General features: G+C 39.8%; 17 protein-coding genes. 9 read left to right on the top strand and 8 right to left on the bottom strand.

Annotated elements, in window-relative coordinates; translation table 11 throughout:
• Together ACLL8Z_RS05290 and ACLL8Z_RS05295 are read right to left on the bottom strand one after the other, a co-directional pair.
• Positions 1-333: DUF2911 domain-containing protein (locus ACLL8Z_RS05290; RefSeq protein ID WP_411273722.1), on the bottom strand; the 333-nt coding region annotated here is incomplete at its 3' end.
• Between the two features lie 186 nt (positions 334-519).
• A complete protein-coding gene (locus ACLL8Z_RS05295) occupies positions 520-1,398 on the bottom strand; it encodes a polysaccharide deacetylase family protein (RefSeq protein WP_411273723.1) in 879 nt (292 codons plus the stop codon).
• A 154-nt stretch (positions 1,399-1,552) separates the two neighbouring features.
• Here ACLL8Z_RS05295 and ACLL8Z_RS05300 point away from each other — a divergent pair, with 154 nt between their 5' ends.
• From ACLL8Z_RS05300 to ACLL8Z_RS05310, 3 genes are all read left to right on the top strand, one after another.
• The gene (locus tag ACLL8Z_RS05300) at positions 1,553-2,854 is read left to right on the top strand and encodes a DEAD/DEAH box helicase (protein WP_411273724.1); all 1,302 of its coding nucleotides are present in this window, start codon (positions 1,553-1,555) and stop codon (positions 2,852-2,854) included.
• Positions 2,855-2,872: 18 nt separating this feature from the next.
• The gene (locus ACLL8Z_RS05305) at positions 2,873-3,085 is read left to right on the top strand and encodes a DUF1456 family protein (RefSeq protein WP_411273725.1); all 213 of its coding nucleotides are present in this window, start codon (positions 2,873-2,875) and stop codon (positions 3,083-3,085) included.
• A 62-nt stretch (positions 3,086-3,147) separates the two neighbouring features.
• Positions 3,148-3,507 (top strand): hypothetical protein, encoded by a 360-nt coding sequence (locus ACLL8Z_RS05310; RefSeq protein WP_411273726.1) that lies wholly within the window; start codon positions 3,148-3,150, stop codon positions 3,505-3,507.
• Between the two features lie 24 nt (positions 3,508-3,531).
• Here ACLL8Z_RS05310 and ACLL8Z_RS05315 read toward each other — a convergent pair whose 3' ends face one another.
• A complete protein-coding gene (locus ACLL8Z_RS05315; RefSeq protein ID WP_411273727.1) occupies positions 3,532-4,407 on the bottom strand; it encodes a PIG-L deacetylase family protein in 876 nt (291 codons plus the stop codon).
• 140 nt (positions 4,408-4,547) lie between these two features.
• On the opposite strand from ACLL8Z_RS05315, the gene ACLL8Z_RS05320 reads away from it, so the two are divergent.
• The 3 genes from ACLL8Z_RS05320 to ACLL8Z_RS05330 all read left to right on the top strand — a co-directional run bounded on the left by ACLL8Z_RS05320 (position 4,548) and on the right by ACLL8Z_RS05330 (position 7,307).
• A complete protein-coding gene (locus tag ACLL8Z_RS05320) occupies positions 4,548-5,846 on the top strand; it encodes a DUF5690 family protein (protein WP_411273728.1) in 1,299 nt (432 codons plus the stop codon).
• Between the two features lie 29 nt (positions 5,847-5,875).
• Positions 5,876-6,952 carry a phosphotransferase enzyme family protein gene (locus tag ACLL8Z_RS05325; RefSeq protein WP_411273729.1) on the top strand — a complete coding sequence of 359 codons (1,077 nt, stop codon included), beginning with the start codon at positions 5,876-5,878 and terminating at the stop codon, positions 6,950-6,952.
• A 166-nt stretch (positions 6,953-7,118) separates the two neighbouring features.
• Complete coding sequence (locus ACLL8Z_RS05330; RefSeq protein ID WP_411273730.1) at positions 7,119-7,307, top strand: cold-shock protein; 189 nt, start codon at positions 7,119-7,121, stop codon at positions 7,305-7,307.
• Positions 7,308-7,397: 90 nt separating this feature from the next.
• Here ACLL8Z_RS05330 and clpB read toward each other — a convergent pair whose 3' ends face one another.
• Positions 7,398-10,001: an ATP-dependent chaperone ClpB gene (gene clpB / locus ACLL8Z_RS05335; protein WP_411273731.1), complete on the bottom strand. Its 2,604-nt coding sequence runs from the start codon at positions 9,999-10,001 to the stop codon at positions 7,398-7,400.
• Between the two features lie 197 nt (positions 10,002-10,198).
• On the bottom strand, positions 10,199-10,810 hold the full coding sequence (locus tag ACLL8Z_RS05340) for an NUDIX hydrolase (protein WP_411273732.1): 612 nt from the start codon (positions 10,808-10,810) through the stop codon (positions 10,199-10,201).
• On the opposite strand from ACLL8Z_RS05340, the gene pyrE reads away from it, so the two are divergent.
• Both pyrE and ACLL8Z_RS05350 read left to right on the top strand, forming a co-directional pair.
• Entirely contained in the window at positions 10,809-11,468 is a 660-nt protein-coding gene (gene pyrE / locus ACLL8Z_RS05345; protein ID WP_411273733.1) for an orotate phosphoribosyltransferase, read from the top strand. The two genes, ACLL8Z_RS05340 and pyrE, sit on opposite strands and share 2 nt — an antisense overlap.
• A complete protein-coding gene (locus tag ACLL8Z_RS05350; protein ID WP_411273734.1) occupies positions 11,465-11,866 on the top strand; it encodes an SRPBCC family protein in 402 nt (133 codons plus the stop codon). Before pyrE ends, ACLL8Z_RS05350 begins: the two co-directional genes overlap by 4 nt.
• On the opposite strand, the gene coaD is transcribed toward ACLL8Z_RS05350, so the two are convergent.
• The 3 genes from coaD to ACLL8Z_RS05365 are packed head-to-tail and all read right to left on the bottom strand — an operon-like array spanning position 11,863 to position 13,768.
• Complete coding sequence (gene coaD, locus ACLL8Z_RS05355; RefSeq protein ID WP_411273735.1) at positions 11,863-12,333, bottom strand: pantetheine-phosphate adenylyltransferase; 471 nt, start codon at positions 12,331-12,333, stop codon at positions 11,863-11,865. The two genes, ACLL8Z_RS05350 and coaD, sit on opposite strands and share 4 nt — an antisense overlap.
• A 47-nt stretch (positions 12,334-12,380) precedes the next feature.
• Positions 12,381-12,926, bottom strand: a complete 546-nt coding sequence (rsmD, locus tag ACLL8Z_RS05360; protein WP_411273736.1) for a 16S rRNA (guanine(966)-N(2))-methyltransferase RsmD — start codon at positions 12,924-12,926, stop codon at positions 12,381-12,383.
• Positions 12,917-13,768, bottom strand: coding sequence for a DUF3822 family protein (locus ACLL8Z_RS05365; RefSeq protein WP_411273737.1), 852 nt, complete (start codon positions 13,766-13,768; stop codon positions 12,917-12,919). Before ACLL8Z_RS05365 ends, rsmD begins: the two co-directional genes overlap by 10 nt.
• Before the next feature lie 159 nt (positions 13,769-13,927).
• On the opposite strand from ACLL8Z_RS05365, the gene ACLL8Z_RS05370 reads away from it, so the two are divergent.
• On the top strand, positions 13,928-15,085 hold a 1,158-nt coding region (locus tag ACLL8Z_RS05370; RefSeq protein WP_411273738.1), incomplete at its 3' end, for an ATP-dependent RecD-like DNA helicase.

Consider the following 15,085-nt stretch of genomic DNA (forward strand, 5'->3'; position numbering starts at 1 on the left):
AATCAATGTCCATTCTTTTTCACCTGGAATACTATAAATGCTGTATTTACCAGCGGGTAAGGTTTTACCCTCAATTTTTACATCTTGTGAAGTTTCGAATACAGTGGCTTCATTAGCGCCGGTACGCCATACCTTTCCTGCCGGTGTAAGGGTTGCAAGTGATCTTCCTTTTACCGACGGACGGCTGTAATCGATGGAAATTACTACTCCTGAGGAAAGTGTTTGTGACACTTTCGCCGGTGGGCTTGGCCGTTTGCTTTTATCTTGTTGTGCAGAGGCATTAAAGCTTGTAATGAGTCCCGCAATAAGAGTTAAAATGAATATTTTTTTCATCGTTTTATAATTTAGTTTTAATGGTGATAAACCTGCCTAAAGTCAGGCAGGGCTATCATGATCTTTTCTTAAAGCTCCTGCGGGAACAATGTAAGATCATGATGGTTTCATAATTGGTTTTATTAATTTGCTAAGATAATAGATTTGAAAACATTTAATAATTTCCGAACTGAAATTGTTACGTACTTAAAAACTCTTAACAATGCTGTTGTGCAATGTTTTTGTGTTCCAGTATCCGCTGGCAATAATTCTGCGGATGGTATATAAAGGGTCATTTTCGTCCCGTTTTTCCGCAAGGATAAATGCAGAACTGAATCCCCTCTTCTTTAACTCAGGAATTGCTTCTTTATTCCATAAACCAAAAGGATAGGCAAAATATTTTATGTCTTTTCCAGTTACTTCCTGCAGGGTTTTTGTAGGTTTCTCAATCTGAGTAACCCAATCTTCTCCTTGATATTTCTTTACATTTTGATGATCATAGGTATGAGATCCAATAATGTGCCCCGCATCAGACATTTGTTTAACCTGATCCCTGCTTAAATAATTTGGCCTTCCTAGAGATACAGTCATAATAAAGAAAACTGCCTTGAATCCATATTTATTGAGTTCTGGAATGGCTACCGTCCACTGATCCAGTTTTGTGTCGTCAAACGTTAGCATAATTGGTTTAGAAGGCAGCTTAGCACCATAGGCAAGATAATTATAGAGCTGGTCCGGCAAGATTGTATTGTAGCCGCTGTCCGCCAACATTTTCATTTGAGATTTGAACTCCGCAGTCGGCACAATATAGTCTTTGCCAACTTTACCGTCTGAAGATGTCCAGTTTCTTATCTGATGATAGCATAGGATAGGTACCTGTGGCCTCGCCAATATTTCAGCAGCACTGGCAATTTTTCCATTTTGTCGCGGCGCTGCATCCTGCTCTGTGCTTGGCACTGGCGAACCAATCTCAGACTGAGGTTGAACTTCCGCGCTATCTAAAGTAGTCTTTGATTTTGAATTAGTTTGACAAGCCGATAATAGCATGCCTGCTACCAGCAATAAAGGAATTATTTTTTTGATCATGTTTAAAAACGTAAGTATTTGGGGTTTGTTTTTCAGGATACGAAATTAAACAAAATGCAGTTTATTTAGCAGAGCTAATTTCATTAAATCAGGCAATTTGCTCGCTGGCTGGTAATTATTATCTCATTCCAATTAAAGCAAGTACCTTTGCATTATGGTAGAGAAAGTATTAAAAAATCTGAAGATCGCTGAGTTGAACGAAATGCAGCGGGCAGCGATAAAAGCAGCTTCAACAAATGATACAATTTTACTGTCACCAACTGGTTCGGGGAAAACGATTGCATTTTTGCTTCCGGTTCTTTCAAATTTGGACTCTGATTTAGCCGGCGTTCAGGCGATGATATTGGTGCCTTCGCGGGAGCTGGCACTGCAAATTGAGCAAGTCTTTAAAGCTATGGGTTCAGGGTTTAAAGTCAATTGCTGTTATGGCGGACACCCGGTAAAAACAGAGAAGAATAATCTCGTCGAGGCTCCGGCAGTTCTCATCGGGACCCCCGGAAGGATAGCTTACCATTTGCGAAATGAGAATTTTAATCCTGATTCCATTCATTCCCTCGTTCTTGATGAATTTGATAAAGCCCTGGAATTCGGATTTGCCGAGGATATGGAATTCATTATCCGACGCTTAAAAAATCTCAAGCGCCGGATCCTTACGTCAGCTACGAAAATGGGTGAGATTCCGGCGTTTACAGGGACTATAAAGCCCATTGAAGTTAACTTTCTTAAGGATCATACTATTACCCCAGACTTAAAAATCAGGAGAGTTATTTCTGAAGCGGCAGACAAGCTTGAAACATTGTTTTCCTTGATCTGCAAAATCGGAAATCAAGCGACGTTGGTTTTTTGCAACCATAGGGAAGCTGTTGACCGTATCAGCGGCATTTTATGGGAAATGGGATTGGATCATGGAATATTCCATGGGGGAATGGAACAGGATGATCGTGAGAAAGCGCTGTTAAAATTTAGAAATGGAAGTTACAGAATTCTTATAACCACTGATCTGGCCTCCCGGGGTCTCGATATCCCCGAGATAGAAAATGTAATTCACTATCAGCTTCCTCACAACGAGGAGGCATTTCTTCATCGGAACGGGAGGACGGCTCGAATGAATGCAAAAGGAACAGCATATGTTATTCTTACAGAAGAGGAAAATCCTGTGTTCCTGACTGATAAAACGGAACTTGAAGAACTTGGCGAAGTTAGTTCAGTTCCGGAAAACACCTCGTGGGTTACTTTATATATTGGCGCCGGAAAAAAGGATAAGATCAATAAAATTGACATTGTAGGGCTATTGTTGCAGAAGGGGAAACTTCAAAAAGACGAGCTAGGCTTGATCGAAGTTCAAGATTTCACATCTTATGCTGCTGTAAGCAGAACTAAAGTAGAGAAAACCCTTAAATTGATCAGAGAAGAAAAAATAAAGAATAAACGTATTAAAATTGAAATTTCAAGATAAATGAGCAATAATGATATCATGAAAAAGCTTCGTGTAGCGCTTAAGCTTAACGATCAGGAGATAGTAGATATTCTGAAGCTGGTGGATTTTGCAATTACCAAATCTGAACTGGCAGCGATATTTCGTAATAAAGAACATGAAAACTTCAAGCCCTGTGGAGATCAGATCCTGCGGAATTTCTTAAACGGGCTCATAATTTTCAAAAGAGGGCCGATGCCTCCAAAAGTTTAATAAGCCTGTATTTTTTGAACAAATAGATTATTTTACTGTTGTACTTATATAAACTTAAGATCATGGCAACAGAAGGAAAAAGTGGATTCGCGGAGAGCAACTCTGATAATTCAAGAAATAATAATGGCACCATTGGCGGAGCTGGTGGAACAAAAAGGGAACCTAAAGGAAGCTTTCATGAAATGACCGAACGCGCAAAAGTGCCGGAGGCAAACGAGCGTGGCATACGTGAAAATGAGGAAAACCATAAGATAGGAGATCAAGCGCACGAGAATGGAAGTTATGCTGAGAACGAGATTGATCCTAATATGCCCGGAAGTCAAAATTCTGAAGGGAAGGAAATTAGATATCCAAAAGATGGATATAATCATATAGATAACCCCGGTGGAACTTCAAAGGAAGAACTGGACAACAATAATTAATATTACTGCCCAAATGTTTTAAGGCTATTTCCCAAGCATGGGAAATAGCCTTTTTAAATCCTGCTCAGTTGGCCTGCTTCCGTATTCACATATTTCGAAGGCTTCGACATATTTAACCTGCGCTGCTTTTTGTGTGCCATACCATTTTTGAAGACTCGTCTTAACTTCTGGCGACAAGCCGCCGGATCTTGACTTTTTTAACCATTCTAGTCTTTCAGCCTTACCAGCGGGGACATCTGTCGGATTGCCGCCAATCCATGGCAGCCACTCGTAAAATTGTGATTCATGGGAATCAAGGCTGTAAATCTTTTTATCAAATACCGAGGTAATATCAATAGCAATGTCTGGCTGAAATGGATTCGGCTTTTTAAAATTATCCTGAAAATAGAGAAAAACAGGATTTTTTCTCAGGGGAGGGGTGTCAGGTGCTATATTAGGCACACCAACCATAAAAGCAGCATCCTGAACAAGGATGCCAGTATATCTATGATCAGGATGGTAATCGTTAGATCGCGGAGCGATAACCACATCAGCATTCCATTCTCTAATTTTCCTGATTACATCAAGCCTGATCGGCAGGGTTGGTAACAGCTCGCCATCGTGGTTGTCCAGAACATCGTAGGTTACGCCTAGACGGCGGGCGACTTCCTGAGTTTCAAGAAATCTTCTCTTTGCAAGCATTCCACCACCTTGTGTCATGTGCCCTGCGTCTCCATTAGTTACTGATAGGAATTTTACCTTATGACCCATCGCAACAAACAAAGCTGCGGTACCTCCGCTTTTAATATCGCAGTCGTCCGGATGAGCTCCAATCATGATGATTTGAAGCGGCTTTTCCTGCGCACTTGATAATAAAATGCTCAGAGCGAACATAAAAGGTAATAGGACTATGGCTTTCATGTAATCTTAATTATTAAGTGAAAATATATAATTCCGCGGACTTGTCCAAGGTCTAATATTTTGATGTATTTTCTCAATGCCATAGGTTTTGCTACCTTCCTTCATTAATTTATAAAAATTGATAATTAATTTCTCTGAAGATGACAATAACTCCCAAACACATAAAAGGAACAAGTTTACAAATTGGTATTTATTCTGCAATGACGGTTTTTCTTACTTACACTATGGTCTTCGGTTTTAGAAAATCCTTTACCGTAGCTACATTTGACGGGATCGAAATAGCTGGATATAGTTATAAGACCATTCTGGTCCTTAGTCAAATGTTGGGGTACATGCTGGCAAAATTTTACGGAATAAAATATATTTCTGAACTAAAACGTACTGGGAGAGGGAGGATCATTTTATTACTTACCGGTATTTCGTGGCTAAGCTGGCTTTTTTTTGCCGTGGTTCCACCGCCATATAATATTGCGTTTTTGTTCATTAACGGATTTCCCCTGGGGATGCTTTGGGGAGTGGTCTTTTCATATGTTGAAGGTCGTCGAACCACTGATTTTATTGGGGCAACCCTTGCAGTGAGCTTCATATTTGCCTCCGGCTTTGTTAAGACCGTGGGTGCCTGGCTGCTTGTTAATTTTAATATTTCTGAGTTTTGGGTTCCCTTCTATACTGGTCTCGTGTTTGCCGGACCGCTTTTGATCTTTGTTTACATGATGGAGAAGATTCCCCATCCCGATAAGGATGATATAGCAGCCCGAACACACCGCGAACCAATGTCGGCTGCAGACAGAAAAGCTTTTATTATGATGTTCCTGCCTGGACTTGCTGCATGTATTCTAATTTATTGTTTTGCAACGATTTTCCGCGATATCCGGGATAATTTTGGTGCTGAAATGTGGAAAGAGATGGGTTTTTTCGACAAACCTGAACTTTTCGCCCAGACCGAAATCCCAATAACTATTATTGTTCTCGTACTTGTAGGAAGCATGGTGCTTATTAAAAATAGTTTCAAAGCATTTATGTTGTCACACATTTTTATTGCACTTGGTTTTATACTGGCAGGAGTTTCTTCTTACTTATTTGTAGGAGGAAATCTGGCCCCTATATGGTGGATGACATTAGTGGGCCTGGGTTTATACATGGTTTATATACCTTTTAACTCGGTCTTTTTCGATCGTCTTATTGCCACGTTCAAACATGCAGGGAATGTTGGGTTCCTGATCTATCTGGCGGACTCTTTTGGGTACATCGGTAGTGTCGGCGTTTTGATGAGTAAAGAGATTTTTAAAGTGAAACTTAATTGGGTGACATTCTTCTCAAACAGCGTGATCATATTGTCCATCGCCGGTTTAATTCTGACGGTCTTTTCGGCAATTTATTTCCTTGGTAAATACCGTGCAATAGAAATCAAACCCGTACCAGCTTATCAAAGCCAATAATTAACTTAAATTCGGTTAGATTTGATTTAATGAATAATACCATCTTAGAGGTACTTAAAGCATATGGAATTGGCGCCGATCAGGTAAGTTGGCGAACCTTCGGGACAGGCCATATTAATTCCACATACCTAGTATCCGTTGAAGGACAAAATGAACAGTTTATATTGCAAAGTATAAATCAAAAAGTCTTTAACAACCCTCTTATCATAGCAGAAAACGTACGTCTCGTTTCCAGTTATCTCCGGGAGCATCATCCATCCTATCTTTTTGTGAGTTCAATTCCTACTATCGAGGGGGATGAAATGGCTTTTGTGGATGAGACTTTCTGGCGATTAACAACCTATATTTCCAATTCGATCGCTTATGATACTTTGAGCGATCCAAATCAGGCTTTTGAAGCCGCCGAGCAGTTTGGCAGGCTAAGTAAACTTCTGGATGGATTTGATGCTTCATTGTTGAGACCTAGTATCCCCGGATTTCATGACCTTAACCTTCGTTACGAACAATTTAAGGTGGCTCTTGACAATGCTAATCCAAGCCTCAAAGAAATCGCGAACGAGCAAATTGAAAAAGCGTTAAGACACAGTTTCATACTTGAATATTTTAACTCATACAGTAATTCACCTGATTTTCCGGACCGCGTGATGCATCACGATACGAAGATCAGTAATATGCTTTTTGAAAAGGAAACGAATAAAGGCATCTGTGTTATTGATCTTGATACTTTAATGGCCGGTAAGTTTATCTCAGATCTTGGGGATATGATGCGGACATACCTCTGTGCTCATTCAGAAAACGAAGCGGATATAGATAAAATATTTATTAGGATCGAATACTTTGAAGCGATTATAAAAGGGTATTTAAAAGAGATGGGATCAATTCTAACGTCTACAGAGAAAGAACTTATTCTTTTTTCCGGCAAGTATCTAATCTATATGCAGGCTTTAAGATTTTTAACTGACTACCTAAATGGAAATATTTACTACCCTGTAGCTTATCCGGAGCAGAATCTTGTAAGAACGGTAAATCAATTCAAATTACTATCTGAATTTTTTAATAAAGAGAAAATACTTCAGAGTATTGTAGACAGGTGCTTAAAGGCATGATTTTCTTGATTACCAGTTCAGAGTTTTGAGATCAGGTATTCTTGCTGTTTTTGTAAAAATCGCTCACACAGATAATAATATCATTTTTATATATTTATATATTGCAATTAATTAACTAATTTGCAATAAACACTTTAACTATTTTAAAAACTAAACAATTAATTTAATGGAAACTGGTACAGTAAAATTTTTCAACGAGTCTAAGGGATTCGGATTTATTACCCAAGAGGATGGCAAAGAAATTTTCGTTCACGTAAGCGGACTTAAACAGGATATAAGACAAAATGATAAAGTAGAATATGAAGTAGAAGAAGGTAAGAAAGGCCTCAGCGCAGTTAATGTAAGATTAGCTTAGTTCTATATACTTTAAAATTACATCCTAAAATGGAAAAAGCAGCTTTGATTTATTCAAAGCTGCTTTATTTATTTAAGGCACCGAATTGTTTTATATTTCTTTATCAGCGTTTAGGAACACAAACTGATTGTCGAACATGTCAAGTTTAATTTTGCTGTCTTTATCAATCTTGCCGGAAAGAATATCCTTGGAAAGCTCATTTAAAATCTTTTTCTGTATAACACGTTTCAAAGGTCTGGCTCCAAACTGTGGATCGTAGCCCAATTGGGCCAGCCAGTCTAATGCCTCTTCAGAGGCCTCGATCACTATCCCCATTTCAGCTAAGGTATCCTGCACTCCCTTAAACTGGAGTGAAACGATATCCCTTAATTCGTCGCGGTTAAGCGGCGTAAACATGATTAGCTCATCAATGCGGTTTAAGAACTCCGGGCGAATGGTCTGTTTTAGAAGTTCAAATAATTCAGTCTTTGTTTTGGCAATGAGTTCTTCGCGGTTTCCATCATTCAGGTCTTTGAAATTCTCCTGGATAAGATGTGAACCAATATTGGAGGTCATGATGATAATTGAATTTTTGAAATTTACCAGCCTGCCTTTATTGTCGGTAAGCCTTCCATCATCCAGAACCTGTAAGAGTATGTTGAACACGTCGGGATGCGCTTTTTCGATCTCGTCAAGCAGGATTACAGAATATGGCTTTCTGCGAACTGACTCTGTCAGCTGTCCTCCCTCATCATATCCCACATATCCCGGGGGCGCACCAATAAGCCTCGAAACTGCGTGTCTCTCCTGATATTCGCTCATGTCAATACGTATCATTGCATGCTCATCATTAAAAAGATAGTCTGCAAGGGCCTTTGCAAGCTCAGTTTTACCCACACCCGTTGTTCCAAGAAATATAAAAGATCCGATGGGTTTACGTTTATCCTGAAGACCGGCTCTCGAACGTCTGATCGCATCGGAAATCGCTTCGATAGCCTCGTGCTGACCAGCAACACGCTTATGGAGTTCAGTCTCCATGTGAAGAAGTTTCTCACGCTCACTCTGGATCATTTTTGTAACTGGAATTCCCGTCCAACGTGATACAACTCCGGCAATATCATCAGAAGTTACCTCTTCTTTTAGCATTCGATTCTCAGATTGTGTTTCTGCCAATTGCTTTTTAAGTTTTTCTGACTCGTTCTGTGCCTCTTTTATTTTTCCGTATCGTAGCTCCGCTACTTTTCCATAATCACCCGCCCTTTCGGCCTGATCTGCTTCAAGTTTGTAATTTTCGATCAGCTCGCTTTGATTATTAATTGAGTCTACAAGATCTTTTTCAGCCTGCCAGCGCGCTTTTAGAGAATCACGTTCCCCTGACATATTTGCAATGTCTTCTGAGAGCTCTTTAACTTTCTTATCATCATTTTCTCTTTTTATGGCTTCCCGTTCAATTTCAAGTTGCATAATCTTCCGGTTAAGTTCATCAACAGCTTCAGGAACCGAGTCCATCTCAAGCCTCAATTTCGATGCAGCTTCGTCCATCAGATCGATGGCCTTGTCAGGTAGAAAGCGGTCAGAAATATATCTCTGCGAAAGTTCAACAGCAGATATAATTGCTTCATCCCGAATTCTAACCTTATGGTGCGTTTCATACCGTTCTTTTAAGCCGCGTAAAATTGAAATGGCGTCTTGGGTATTTGGCTCATCTATCAATACTTTCTGAAAACGGCGCTCAAGTGCTTTATCTTTTTCAAAGTATTTTTGATATTCGTTGAGGGTGGTTGCTCCAATTGCACGAAGCTCGCCCCTTGCCAGAGCAGGCTTAAGAATATTTGCTGCGTCCATAGCTCCTTCACCGCCGCCCGCACCCACGAGGGTGTGGATCTCATCAATAAAAAGAATGATCTCACCATCACTTTGGGTTACTTCTTTGATCACCGCCTTTAAACGCTCTTCAAACTCCCCTTTGTATTTTGCCCCTGCAATGAGCGCGCCCATGTCAAGCGAGTACACGGTCTTAGACTTCAAATTTTCCGGAACATCGCCCTGAATTACGCGAAAAGCGATTCCCTCTGCAATTGCAGTCTTACCAACGCCGGGCTCGCCAATAAGAATGGGGTTATTCTTAGTTCGCCTCGAAAGAATCTGGATAACCCTTCTGATTTCTTCATCACGCCCAATTACCGGGTCAAGTCTACCTGATTCTGCATATTCATTCAAATTTCGCGCATATTTGTTTAAAGCGTTGTAAGTCGCTTCTGCATTTTGATCGGTAACCCGAGTGTTTCCACGTAATTCTGCAATAGCTTTTTTGAGGTCTTTCTCATTTACACCGGCATCTTTAAGTATGGAACTAACTTTATCTCCGGTGCCCAGCAGACCTAGCAGAATATGCTCCACGGAAACGAAGTCATCTTTAAATTCTTTAAGAAAGGTCTGAGCTTTCTGAAGCGCACTGTTACCGCCGGAAGATAAATAGATCTCCGTCCCGCTAACTTTTGGAAAACTGTTGATCTGCGCATCTACTATTTCAGAGATTCGTTTAATATTTGCGTTTAGTTTTTTAAGCAGATAACTTATGACGTTTTCATCAACGGTTAGTAAGCCTTTTAACAGATGGGCAGTCTCAATCGCTTGCTGCTGATTGCCGGCCGCTATCTCGGAAGCTTTTTGAACTGCTTCCTGGGCTTTAATGGTAAAGTTGTTCAGATTCATATAATCTAAGCCCCAAAATCGAGACCACATCTGATTAGTTCACAGCCTCATGAAGTTTTGTCCGGCTGGAATATTTTTAACTGAATAAATGTCTGGCATTTAAGGTTTTGACCTGAAATTTTGTCGTTTAACCCCGGGTCATGTAGTTTCCTATCATCCTATGAATCCTATTTCAGACAAAATCTTACCATTCTTAATCAATATTCAATAACCTTGATCAAATCTCTTATTAACGGATAAGTATTCTCCCTTACCAGCATGAAATCACCAGCGGCAAGCCATTTAGCATCAGTAATATTTTCTTCTATTTGCGGTAAAAGGTGCGGTTGCTTGTCAGCCCTCATCCAATACCAAACTGTTTTCTTAATAACGGGAACCCCGTATTCTTCGTAGATATGATATGTTTTGCAGATCTTTTCTCCGCAACTATCAATAGTTACTCCACATTCTTCTTCAACTTCACGCACTGCTGCAATCCTGAAGGACTCGCCTTTATCAAGTTTGCCTTTAGGCAAGTCCCATTTCCCCTTCCTGAAAATAAACAGGTACTTATTTTCCTCGTTGCTTACCAGTCCTCCAGCAGCCTTTATCATCTCCATGGATTTTCTAATCGTTTTAAAGATGTCTTTAAAGTCACTTGCAAGTAGTAAATACGTTTTCGGGGTACCTTGATCTTTTACATTGGTGTAGAATTTTGAGAACTTGAACTCTTTGGGTTTAACTTTCTGATATTCTTCAATGTCAACTGGTATAGAGTCTGAAAGGATTAAAACTGTTTCATTAATATATATTTTATAAATTTGCGGCATGAGTAATAAGGGTGAAGTAGAACAAAAAGTAGCTGAATTTCTTTTGCAAATTAAAGCAATTAAATTACAACCGGGCAATCCATTTACCTGGGCATCCGGATGGAAATCTCCCATATATTGTGACAACCGGATAACCATGTCTCATCCTTTAATCCGAACATACATCCGCCAAAAATTGACAGAGCTAGTGCAGGAAGAATTTGGATCTGTAGCAGTTATTGCTGGGGTTGCAACCGCTGGTATTCCTCAGGGAGTACTTGTCGCTCAAGAATTAGGACTTCCATTTATTTATGTTCGGTCTAAGGCTAAAGAACACGGTACCGGTAGTCTAATCGAAGGTGGATTTTCACCGGGGCAGCGAGTGGTCGTTGTTGAAGATCTTATATCAACAGGAAAAAGCAGCCTTCAGGCAGTTGCTGCTTTACGTGATGCTGGATGCGAAGTCGCCGGATTGGTTGGCATCTTCAATTACGGATTCACTGCTGCAAGCGAAAATTTCAAAAGTGCAAAATGTCCTTTCTTTACATTATCGAATTATAATGCACTTGTTGATTACGCACAGAAACATAACTTCGTGGTTGAAGAGGATTTAAAGTTATTACGAAAATGGCGTGAAGATCCGGAGGGCTGGGGTGAAATAATTAAAGACAGGATATGACCATTATAGAAAGTAAGGTAAGCATTCATAAGCCGCTAGGAGATGTTTACTCATTTCTTGCTGATCTCAATAATCACCAGCAATTAATGCCGGACAATATCTATAACTGGTCGTCAACCGAAGATGAGGCTAGGTTCACCATTCAAAATATGGCTAAACTCGCTCTTAAAGTTTCATCGCGAAAAAAAGATGAAGAAATTGTCGCTATTCCATCTGAAGAGGCTCCATTTGCACTGGAGTTAAAATGGTCGTTGAGCGACAAAGGAGAAGGTAAAACAGAAGCATTTTATACCATCTCAGCCGAACTTAACATGATGATGAAAATGCTGGCTGCAGGTCCTTTGCAAAAGCTGGCAGATCACCAGACAGGAGCTTTGAAGAAAGCATTTGAAGGCTAAGGCTTTTGGAGCAAATCGAACGCTTCTTTAGGAATGAATTGCTTCACATCTCCGTTGTTTCTCATAATGTCGCGTACTATTGTTGAGCTAATAGACGAGTAACCCGGTTTGCTCACAATAAAGATGCTTTCAATTTCAGGAACGAGAGAATGATTCATTTGAGCGATCGCTTTTTCATATTCGAAATCTGAAACCGTGCGAATTCCCCTTATCATGTAAGTTGCTCCAATCTTTTTGCAGAATTCTACCGTCAATCCCTCGTAAGTAGATACTTCTACCTTGTCCTCATCTGCAAAAACAGCTTTAAGCATCGCTTTTCGTTTGTCAATATCCAGGAAAGCTGGTTTTGTACTGTTTAGACCAATACCAACTACTACCTTATCAAATAAAGGGATAGCTCGGCGTAGAATATCAACGTGAGCTTTAGTCACCGGATCAAATGAGCCCGGAAATAAGGCAATCTTCATAACATAAAGTTAATGGATAAAAGTCCTAATAAACAAGATGACGGGAATTAATGATTTTTGCCATTTGCGAAAAAGCTGAAAGAGGAAGAGCCGTACTTTCTTTGCTCCACAAAATGAGTGTCATTGTCAATTTTTTTCATGCTGTGGTGTTCAACGATTAGGTAACCTTCCGGATTTAGAATATCCCGTCTGAATACTATAGGAGCAATCTGATTCATTTGGGGGAGGTCGTAGGGCGGGTCAACAAAGATCAGATCATATTTTCCGCATTCTGTCTCCAGATATTTAAGGACGTCGGCCTTTACCGGCTGAATAGACTCCAAACCATATTGTTTCGCCACTGTTTTAAGGTAATTATAACATCCGAAATCGCGGTCGACGGAAGTGACTGAAGGTACACCTCGAGACGCAAACTCCAGTGAAATGTTCCCTGTTCCGCTAAAAAGATCAAGCACCTTAAGATTTTCGAATTCAAATTGGTTGTAGAGAATGTTGAAAAGTGCTTCTTTCGCACTGTCAGTAGTAGGTCTGACTGGTAATTTTGAAGGGGGATTTAATCGTAATCCTTTTAATTTTCCGCCAATTATTCGCATAAGTCGAGACTGAATAATGTAGAATAAGTATGCGGAAAAACTTTTTCAAATTTTCCGGAATATTTAACTAAAAGCTCAGAATCTATAAAATGGATATTTTCAAAGTATTTTTCTATTCTCTGATAGATCTCATCCTGTTCAGTAATCTTACCGGACAGCATAACACGGGTGTCGTCCAGATGTATTTCAAGAGACTGGATAACATTTAACAAGTAAAAATTAAACTCGTCGGTATTAGCATATTCAAAAGTGTTATAAAATTCTAACCTTAAGTCTTTGAATAAGGCGATCTGAAAATGTTTAGGTTGAATGTCGAGGAAAAATACAAGTTCGTCTTCCCGTCGCAGACCGCTCTGAATTCCTTCCAAAAAAGCAGTAGCTTGACTATATATACTGGGTTTTTGAAATATCTTTTGCAAAGCAGTTTTAAATTCTGATGGAATCGCAAGCACGTTTTTAATCTCTGCCGACGATATTGTATTAACAAGGAGTTCTCCGTTGTTATCCAGGTTTAAATATTTGCCATAATCCTGATGATCTGATTCGAGGTAAAGGGGGGCAGGTATGAAGGTATAATTTAAGGTTGTAAAGGACACCTTAACTTTGTTGAAAGTATACCTGAACTGTCTGTTACTTTCCGGCAGTTCCTCAACAGCTTTGATAAGTTCTGTTGTAGTTGCCAATGTGGGAATTTCAAATTCTGCGAGAACTTTAGTCTCTTGCTTAATACTATCAATAATCGCATATTGTAACGTATCAAGTCCTATATGAACTAAAAGATCATACTTCGCTGCCAGCTGCGATTGTATTTCGTCGTCAGAAAGATAGAGCAGTTTATTCATTGTCACAAAAGTATGTTTTCTCTTTAATATTTGTTTATGGTAGGAGAATTATAAATGTCGTTCAAGAATGGATATGATCAATTTATTTGTCAATCTTGTTCCCAATGATATTCCGGGCTTGAGGTGAAAAAATACTGAGAGATTTTGCAACTTGCAGCGATGAATATTGAAGCCTTGCTGGAACAGAATTTTGGGAATATACCTACTACCCAGCAGAGAGATGTTTTCAGGTTACTGGAGGAGTTTTTGCCCATGGGTTCCGGTGAAGAATGTTTTCTACTCAAGGGATACGCCGGAACCGGGAAAACTACGTTGATAAGTGCTTTGGTAAAGGTATTGCCACGAGTCAAGCTTAAATCTGTTTTGCTTGCTCCGACCGGGCGGGCGGCCAAGGTGATAAGTAATTATTCAGGAAAAAAAGCATTTACCATTCATAAGCGGATCTATCGGAAGAAGGTTGCAGCTAGCCCGGAGATGAACTTTGTCCTGGCTGATAATTTATCGGAAAATACAGTTTTTGTTGTTGATGAAGCATCCATGATTTCAGACCAGGTTCATGATTATAGCAGGCAAAGTTTGCTTCAGGACCTGATTAGTTATGTTTATAATGGTAAAAACTGCAAGCTGATGCTGGTGGGAGATACTGCACAATTGCCTCCGGTTGGATCTGAGAAAAGCCCTGCACTTGATCCTAAGGTACTCTTTGATCATTTCGGACTTCGGGTCTTCACTTACGAACTTACAGATGTGGTGCGGCAGGAAAAAGAATCAGGAATTCTGCATAATGCAACTGAACTGCGGGAGCTCATCAGAAAGAATAAAAGCAATTTCCCCAAATTTAAACTAACGGGATTCCGTGATATTTTCAAAATGACAGGAGAGAAACTGGTTGAAGGCTTAAGCTATGCCTACGATAAGTATGGAATTGAAAACTCGATAGTGATTTGCCGTTCAAACAAGAGTGCAAATTCATATAATCAGAATATAAGAAACAGAATATTATACCGGGAGGAAGAGATTACTGGCGGCGATTTTATAATGGTTGTACGGAACAATTACTTTTGGCTTCAGGCGGAAGAAAAAAGCGGAGGATTTATTGCCAACGGGGATATTGCTAAGATACGCAAAGTGAGAAGGGTAGAAGAGCAGTATGGATTCCGGTTTGCCGAAGTGGTTCTTGAGTTATTAGATTATCCGGAAGAAGAACCCTTAACCTGTAAAGTTTTGCTTGACACGCTTTACACAGAAACACCAAGTCTGTCTGGAGCAGAGAGTAAGCGATTGTTTGAAGCCGTCCAGCAGGATTACGTCCACTTT

This window comes from Daejeonella sp. (assembly GCF_046590655.1).
Lineage (GTDB): Bacteria > Bacteroidota > Bacteroidia > Sphingobacteriales > Sphingobacteriaceae > Daejeonella.

What these genes read in the sequence shown, in the direction of transcription:
- ACLL8Z_RS05295 (WP_411273723.1), bottom strand. Translation starts at nt 1,398, where the DNA reads ATGATCAAAAAAATAATTCCTTTATTGCTGGTAGCAGGCATGCTATTA.
- ACLL8Z_RS05300 (WP_411273724.1), top strand. Translation starts at nt 1,553, where the DNA reads ATGGTAGAGAAAGTATTAAAAAATCTGAAGATCGCTGAGTTGAACGAA.
- ACLL8Z_RS05305 (WP_411273725.1), top strand. Translation starts at nt 2,873, where the DNA reads ATGAAAAAGCTTCGTGTAGCGCTTAAGCTTAACGATCAGGAGATAGTA.
- ACLL8Z_RS05310 (WP_411273726.1), top strand. Translation starts at nt 3,148, where the DNA reads ATGGCAACAGAAGGAAAAAGTGGATTCGCGGAGAGCAACTCTGATAAT.
- ACLL8Z_RS05315 (WP_411273727.1), bottom strand. Translation starts at nt 4,407, where the DNA reads ATGAAAGCCATAGTCCTATTACCTTTTATGTTCGCTCTGAGCATTTTA.
- ACLL8Z_RS05320 (WP_411273728.1), top strand. Translation starts at nt 4,548, where the DNA reads ATGACAATAACTCCCAAACACATAAAAGGAACAAGTTTACAAATTGGT.
- ACLL8Z_RS05325 (WP_411273729.1), top strand. Translation starts at nt 5,876, where the DNA reads ATGAATAATACCATCTTAGAGGTACTTAAAGCATATGGAATTGGCGCC.
- ACLL8Z_RS05330 (WP_411273730.1), top strand. Translation starts at nt 7,119, where the DNA reads ATGGAAACTGGTACAGTAAAATTTTTCAACGAGTCTAAGGGATTCGGA.
- clpB (WP_411273731.1), bottom strand. Translation starts at nt 10,001, where the DNA reads ATGAATCTGAACAACTTTACCATTAAAGCCCAGGAAGCAGTTCAAAAA.
- pyrE (WP_411273733.1), top strand. Translation starts at nt 10,809, where the DNA reads ATGAGTAATAAGGGTGAAGTAGAACAAAAAGTAGCTGAATTTCTTTTG.
- ACLL8Z_RS05340 (WP_411273732.1), bottom strand. Translation starts at nt 10,810, where the DNA reads ATGCCGCAAATTTATAAAATATATATTAATGAAACAGTTTTAATCCTT.
- ACLL8Z_RS05350 (WP_411273734.1), top strand. Translation starts at nt 11,465, where the DNA reads ATGACCATTATAGAAAGTAAGGTAAGCATTCATAAGCCGCTAGGAGAT.
- coaD (WP_411273735.1), bottom strand. Translation starts at nt 12,333, where the DNA reads ATGAAGATTGCCTTATTTCCGGGCTCATTTGATCCGGTGACTAAAGCT.
- rsmD (WP_411273736.1), bottom strand. Translation starts at nt 12,926, where the DNA reads ATGCGAATAATTGGCGGAAAATTAAAAGGATTACGATTAAATCCCCCT.
- ACLL8Z_RS05365 (WP_411273737.1), bottom strand. Translation starts at nt 13,768, where the DNA reads ATGAATAAACTGCTCTATCTTTCTGACGACGAAATACAATCGCAGCTG.